This is a genomic window from Desulfovibrio sp. 6_1_46AFAA (assembly GCF_000224635.1).
GTDB lineage: Bacteria > Desulfobacterota > Desulfovibrionia > Desulfovibrionales > Desulfovibrionaceae > Desulfovibrio > Desulfovibrio fairfieldensis.
Genome location: NZ_JH114301.1, coordinates 643,751 through 650,732, shown reverse-complemented (window position 1 = coordinate 650,732; position 6,982 = coordinate 643,751). Strand labels below are relative to the sequence as shown.

The window sequence follows — 6,982 nt, the reverse complement described above, 5'->3', positions numbered from 1 at the left end:
CGCTGGCGACGCCCTGCTGGGTGCGGCTCATATTTGTGCAGCCGATGCCGGTGGCGAACATCATGGCCATCAGACCCACAATCAAAACTTTTTTCATAACTTTTCTCCTGAAAAAGGCTGACGCGAACGTCAGTTACAGGCGGCTACTTCGCGGCGGCAACGCGCGGCGCGATAAGTTCATTCCAGATAACGCTCAACACAGGCCGGTCAAGGCTCTTGGGATTGGCCGCGTACCATGCGTCCACCATCTTGATGATCTCAGTGCGGTTGACGTCCCTGAAGGCCTTCATCCAGCCCTTTTCAAAGGGCGACAGCGTATACACGGGACGTTTGCCTGCCTTGGCGGACTTTTCCGTCATCTTGGCGTTGACGAAATATTCCACGGTAATGGCCGACTCCACGCCAAACAGAAAAGCGGCCTTGTTGGACTCGGTGGTTTTTTCCCAGACAGCGCCGGTGAACTGGTCCACCGGATTGCCGGTCATGCCCGCGGCAGCATTATTTTCGGCCGCCTGCACGTTGACGCAGGCCAAGGCAAGAACCAGAGCCAGCCCAAGGCTCAGAATTGATTTTTTCACGCGAAGCTCCTTTTATGTTGCGATCGTCGGCGGCCTTGGGGCCGCCCCTGCTCTCCGGCTGCCTGCAGCCGCTGGGGGAGCATCCTGCTATCCCATTGTAGATTTTAGTATAGCCTCAACGGCCAGGCCATATCAAGAGATTTCCAGTGCCGGAGGCTCAGGCCCCCACGGCATTGCCGATCATTTCCCGGAAACGGCTGAAAAGATAATTGCCGTCGCGCGGGCCCGCCGCCGCCTCGGGATGGTACTGCAGGCTCATGACCGGCAGCGTCTTGTGGCGCAGGCCTTCCAGGGTGTGGTCATTGAGATTGACGTGGGTGGCTTCCACATCGGGCACGCCGTCCAGCACCACATGGAAACCGTGGTTCTGGGAGGAGATTTCAATGCGGCCGGTGGTCAGATCCTTGACAGGATGGTTGCAGCCGTGGTGCCCGAACTTGAGTTTGTCCGTGGTGCCGCCCAGGGCATGGCCGATGAGCTGATGGCCCAGGCAGATGCCCGTGACCGGAAAGATCTTGATCAGATCCCGCACCACGGCGATTTCGTCGGTCAGCGAGGCCGGGTCACCGGGGCCGTTGGAGAGAAAGACCGCCCGCGCGCCGCTGGCCTTGGCCGCCTGCGCGCTGAAGGTGGGCGGCACGGCCAGGGGTTCGAAGCCCGCCTCGCACAGATGCCGCAGGATGTTCCACTTGATGCCGAAATCATAGACCAGCAGGGGCAGGCCCGTGCCTCGCCAGGCATACGCGCCGTCAGGGCCGAACACAGCCTCCCGGGGCGCGTTGTCGTACCAGGCGTAGGGCTTTTGGGCCGCCACAAAGGGCACCAGGTTGCGGCCTTTCATGGCGGGCAGGGCCAGGGCCTTTTCCCGCAGGGCCCGCGGATCGAACTCGCGGGTGGAGATAACCCCGCGCATGGCCCCGTTGATGCGCAGATGGCGGGTCAGGGCGCGGGTGTCCAGCCCCTCCATGCCCGGCTTCTCATAGCGCTTCAGAAAAGCGGGCAGAGACATGGTGGCCCGCCAGTTGGAGGGCTTTTTGCAGCACTCCTTGACCAGCAAGGCCCCGGCGTGCACTGCGGCGGACTCCATATCCTCGCGGGTGATGCCGTAGTTGCCGATGAGCGGATAGGTCATGCAGACCATCTGCCCGTAATAGGAAGGGTCGGTGAGCACTTCCTGATAGCCGGTCATGCCCGTGGTAAAAATAACTTCCCCGCCGGTTTCAAAATCGCCGGTAAAGGATTTGCCTTCCAGCGTGAACCCGTCTTCCAGCACCAGCAATGCTTTCATAACTTACCCCCGCGCTTCCCGCGCGTAGTATTCCTGCAGGCTTTCCACATGGGTTTCGTCCCGCCGCGAGCCGATGGCCGTGGCCGTGGCCCGGGCCGCCGCGATGGTGGTGCAGTACGGCACCTTGTAGGTCAGGGCCGCGCGCCGGATGGCCTTGGAATCCCTGGCCGTGTGCTTGCCCGAGGCCGTGTTGATGACCAGGTCCACCTCATGGTTGATGAGCAGGTCCACGATATTGGGCCGCCCTTCATAGACCTTGCGCACTTCCTCCACCTCAAGGCCATGCTCGCGCAGCACATTTGCCGTGCCCTGCGTGGCCAGCAGCCGGAAGCCCAGCTTGGCGAACATGGCCGCCACTTCGGGCAGGAAGGGTTTGTCGCGGTCGTTGACCGAGAGGAAGATCTTGCCGCCCTGCGGCAACACCTGGCCCGCGCCCAGCTGGCTTTTGAGAAAAGCATCGCCGAAGTTGGAACCCATGCCCATGACTTCGCCGGTGGAGTGCATTTCCGGTCCCAGGATAATGTCCACGCCGGGGAAGCGCTGGAAGGGCATGACCGCCTCTTTCACGCAGGTGAAACCGCCCTTGCGCATGCTCCAGGGGTCCAGTTCGTCCAGGCTCTTGCCCAGCATGACCTGGGTTGCCAGATACGGCAGGGGCACGCCCGTGGCCTTGGAGACAAAAGGCGCGGTGCGCGAGGCGCGCGGATTGACTTCCAGAATATAGATGTCGTCGCCCTTGATGGCGAATTGAATGTTCATCAGACCCACGACCCTGAGTTCGCGGGCCAGGGCTTCGGCCTGGGCCGCGATGAGCGCCACATGGTCGTAGGAGAGCGAGAAGGAAGGCAGCACGCAGGCCGAGTCGCCGGAATGGATGCCCGCTTCCTCGATATGTTCCATGATCCCGGCCACATAAACTTCCCGGCCGTCGGAAAGGGCGTCCACGTCCACTTCCACGGCGTGTTCCAGGAATTTGTCGATGAGGATGGGATGTTCCGGCTTTTCCGGCACCTGTTCGCGGAAGTAATCGGCCAGTTCGGCGGCATCGTAGACCACGGCCATGGCCCGGCCGCCCAGCACGTAGCTGGGCCGCACCACCACGGGATAGGTGATGCGCTCGGCCACTTCCAGGGCTTCCTCCAGGTCCATGGCCGTGCCGTTGGGCGGCTGCAAAAGCCCCAGTTTCTGAATCAGGGCCTGGAAGCGCTCGCGGTCCTCGGCGCGGTCAATGGCGTCGGGCGAGGTGCCCAGAATGGGCACGCCCGCGCGCATCAGGGGCACGGCCAGGTTCAGCGGGGTCTGGCCGCCGAACTGGACAATGACGCCTTCGGGCTTTTCCTTTTCCACGATGTTCATGACATCCTCGAAGGTCAGGGGCTCGAAGTAGAGCCGGTCCGAAGTGTCATAGTCCGTGGACACGGTTTCCGGGTTGGAGTTGGCCATGATGGCCATGATCCCGGCATCGCGCAGGGCGAAGGAGGCATGGCAGCAGCAGTAGTCGAACTCGATGCCCTGGCCGATGCGGTTGGGCCCGCCGCCCAGAATGAGCACCTTGCGGCAATCCTTGACCGCCAGCTCGTCGCCGGTTTCGTAGGTGGAGTAAAAATAGGGGGTGTAGGCCTCGAATTCCGCGGCGCAGGTGTCCACCAGATAATAGGTGGGCACGATGCCCATTTCCTTGCGCAGACGGCGGATATCGCCTTCGGGCCGCTTCCACATTTCGGAAAGCTGCCGGTCGGAGAAGCCGTATTCCTTGGCTTCGCGCAGCACCACGGCCAGATCGGCATTGGCCGGGGTCATGTCGTTGGCCAGGCCGAAATCGCGGATATGGGCCTCCATGTCCACGATGTCCTTGACCTGACGGATAAACCAGGGATCAATGGCCGAAGCCGCGAAGATCTCCTCCTCGCTGATCCCGGCCACCAGGGCCTGGCGCAGGGTGAAGGCGCGGCGCGAATTGGGCCGGTGCAGGGCCTCCAGAATGGCTTCGCGCGAAGGCAGCTCGGCGCGGAAGTTGTAGCCCAGGCCCGGCGCGCCGATTTCCATGGAGCGCAGACCTTTTTGCAGAGCTTCCTTGAACGTGCGGCCGATGCTCATGGCCTCGCCCACGCTCTTCATGGAGGTGGTCAGCTCATCCTTGGCGCCGGGGAATTTCTCAAAGGTGAAGCGCGGGATCTTGACCACGCAGTAGTCGATGGCCGGTTCGAAGCTGGCCACGGTCTCGCGGGTGATGTCGTTGCGCAGCTCGTCAAGGGTATAGCCCACGGCCAGTTTGGCCGCGATCTTGGCGATGGGGAAGCCCGTGGCCTTGGAGGCCAGGGCCGAGGAACGCGACACGCGCGGGTTCATTTCAATGACCACAATGTCGCCGTTTGCCGGATCGACGCCGAACTGCACGTTGCTGCCGCCGGTTTCGACGCCGATCTCACGCATGATGGCGATGGAAGCGTCGCGGATCTTCTGGTATTCCATGTCGGACAAGGTCTGGACCGGGGCCACGGTGATGGAGTCGCCGGTGTGCACGCCCATGGGGTCGAAGTTCTCGATGGAGCAGATGATCACGCAGTTGTCCTTCTGGTCGCGCATGACCTCCATCTCGATTTCCTTCCAGCCCAGCACGCTCTGCTCGATCATGACCTCCGAGGTGGGGCTGGCGGAAAGGCCGCGCGCGGCCACCTCCTCCAGATCCTCCAGATTGTAGGCCACGCCGCCGCCCGTGCCGCCCAGGGTAAAAGCCGGGCGTACAATGAGCGGGAAGGGCAGCACATTGCCCAGACGGCGCACGTCGTCCAGATTGCGGGCAATGCCGCTGGCGGGCATTTTCAGGCCGATGTTTTCCATGGCCTCGCGGAAGAGTTCGCGGCTTTCGGCCTTTTCAATGACCTCGGCGCGCGCGCCGATGAGCTCCACCCCGCATTCCGACAAAACGCCGCTCTTGGCAAGTCCAAGAGCGGCGTTCAATGCCGTCTGGCCGCCCAGGGTGGGCAGAAGGGCGTCCGGCCGTTCCTTGCGGATGATGGCCGCCAGAGTGTCCTGTTCAATGGGCTCCACGTAGGTGGCGTCGGCCATCTGCGGATCGGTCATGATGGTTGCCGGATTGGAGTTGACCAGCACCACCTCATAGCCTTCTTCCTTGAGGGCCTTGACGGCCTGGGAACCGGAGTAATCGAACTCGCAGCCCTGGCCGATGATGATGGGACCCGCGCCGATAACCAGAATTTTGTGTAAATCCGTACGCTTGGGCATGGGGTATTCCTGCGGATTTTAGGAGAGTCAGAAATAATGACAAAGTGCAGCCGTACCGTTGTGGCTCAAAACGATTATTTCTACGTTACGCCTGGCCTGTCAGTCAAGAATTTTCCTCCGGACGCCAGGACCGGGTCAGCCTCGACGCGCCGATCCCAGGGCCAGCGCCGTCTGACGGGCGGCTTCCGCCAGATCTTCCGGCGTATGATCGCTGCGCAGCGTGACCCGCAGCCGGGCGCGCCCCCTGGCCACCGAAGGATAGCGGATGGCCGAAAGAAAATATCCGGCCTCAAAGAGCCGCTCCGCCGCGTTCAGGGCCACGCCCTCGTCGCCCACGAGCAGGGGCACGATGGCGCTTGAGGAATGCGCGTCCATGCCCCGCTCCTTCAGGCTGGCGCAGAAAAAGGCCGTATTGTCCCGCAGACGCCGCACGCGCTCAGGCTCCCGGCAGAGGACATCCAGGGCCGCGAGGGCGGCGGCCACGGGCGCGGCCGACAGCGCGGTGGAAAAAATGAAACTGCGCGCGCTGTTTTTCAGATATTCGATGAGCCGCGCCTGGCCGCAGACAAAACCGCCCTCGCTGCCCAGGGCCTTGCTCAAGGTCCCGATGGTCACGTCCGGCGCGGCGGCAAGGCCGAAATGTTCCGCCGTGCCGCGCCCCGTGGCCCCAAGAACGCCGGTGGCGTGCGCCTCGTCGAGCATGGAAAGGAAGCCGTAGCGGTCCGCGATGCGCAACAGTTCCGGCAAGGGAACCACATCCCCGTCCATGCTGAACACCGCGTCGCTGACGATCAGGCCCCGGCGGTCCGCATAACGGCGGGCCTTGGCCTCCAGATCCGCCATGTCATTGTGGCGGTAGACCACGATCTCCGCCCGGCTCTGGCGGCAGCCGTCAATAATGCTGGCATGGTTCAGCTCGTCGCTGAAAATCACGTCGCCCCGGCCGCAGAGGGCCGTGATCACGCCCACATTGGCCATGTAGCCGGTATTGAACAGCAGCGCGGCCTCCGCATGCTTGAACGCCGCCAGACGTCGCTCCAGCTCGCTGTGCAGTTCCAGGCCGCCCGTGGTCAGGCGGGAGCCGCCCGTGCCCGCGCCCCAGGCCACGAGCGCTTCGGCGGCCCCGGCTTTGACCCGCGCGTCATCGGCCAGGCCCAGATAGTCGTTGGAGGCCAGCAGAAGCAGCTCCCGGCCTTCACAGCGCACGCGCGGACCGGGGGCCGAAGCCATATCCCGGATATGACGGCGCAGGCCGTTTGCGCGCAGGCGCTCCAGGCGTTCGTCCAGAAAAGCCCACTTGTCCGCCCTGCCCGCCTTATCCGTCATGTTCTCCGCATCATCCGGCGGACCGGAAACAGCCGCAACCGCGGAATCGCCCGCGCGAAAAACGGGCGCGTCCGGAAGGCTTTCCACCAGCACCGGCCGCCGCTCGATGAAGTCCAGCGTGGCGGCGAGCCGCTCCCTGGGACCCCGGTACAGGAAAATGCGTCCGCCCTCCGGCGAGCCGGGTTCCTTCATCCTGGCGATGCGCACATAGCCCAGCTCGCGCGAGGCCACATAGCCGGTCACATAATCCGGATCGTCCGAAATGCAGATCTCGGCAAGAATATGGGGCGCATGCGCCACCTTGGTGGCCAGCACCAGGGCTTCCTGATAGTGATTTTTTCCCGACGTGCCGGAAGGCGCGGAAAAAGATGCCGCGTCGGCCCTGTCCATATAGGTGGCGCGGACGCCGCGCGCCCTGTCCGGCTCCAGCCGCTCCAGGCTGTCGGCATCCAGCAGCATGGCCCCGCGCAGGCCGCCCGCCGCGCGCATCAGGGCCAGCACGGCTTCCGGCGCGGGCACGCCCGCCTGCCGCAGCAGTCCGGCC

General features: G+C 63.6%; 4 protein-coding genes. All 4 read right to left on the bottom strand.

The annotated features are described in order from the left end of the window. Nucleotides 1–143: 143 nt before the first annotated feature. Nucleotides 144–578: a hypothetical protein gene (locus HMPREF1022_RS06265; RefSeq protein ID WP_008684865.1), complete on the bottom strand. Its 435-nt coding sequence runs from the start codon at nucleotides 576–578 to the stop codon at nucleotides 144–146. Nucleotides 579–735: 157 nt separating this feature from the next. After that, nucleotides 736–1,866, bottom strand: coding sequence for a glutamine-hydrolyzing carbamoyl-phosphate synthase small subunit (gene carA, locus HMPREF1022_RS06260; protein WP_009302377.1), 1,131 nt, complete (start codon nucleotides 1,864–1,866; stop codon nucleotides 736–738). Between the two features lie 3 nt (nucleotides 1,867–1,869). Continuing rightward, on the bottom strand, nucleotides 1,870–5,112 hold the full coding sequence (gene carB / locus HMPREF1022_RS06255; RefSeq protein ID WP_008684869.1) for a carbamoyl-phosphate synthase large subunit: 3,243 nt from the start codon (nucleotides 5,110–5,112) through the stop codon (nucleotides 1,870–1,872). A 135-nt stretch (nucleotides 5,113–5,247) separates the two neighbouring features. After that, nucleotides 5,248–6,982 (bottom strand): 8-amino-7-oxononanoate synthase (gene bioF / locus HMPREF1022_RS06250; RefSeq protein ID WP_009302376.1); only part of this gene is annotated, 1,735 nt, incomplete at its 5' end.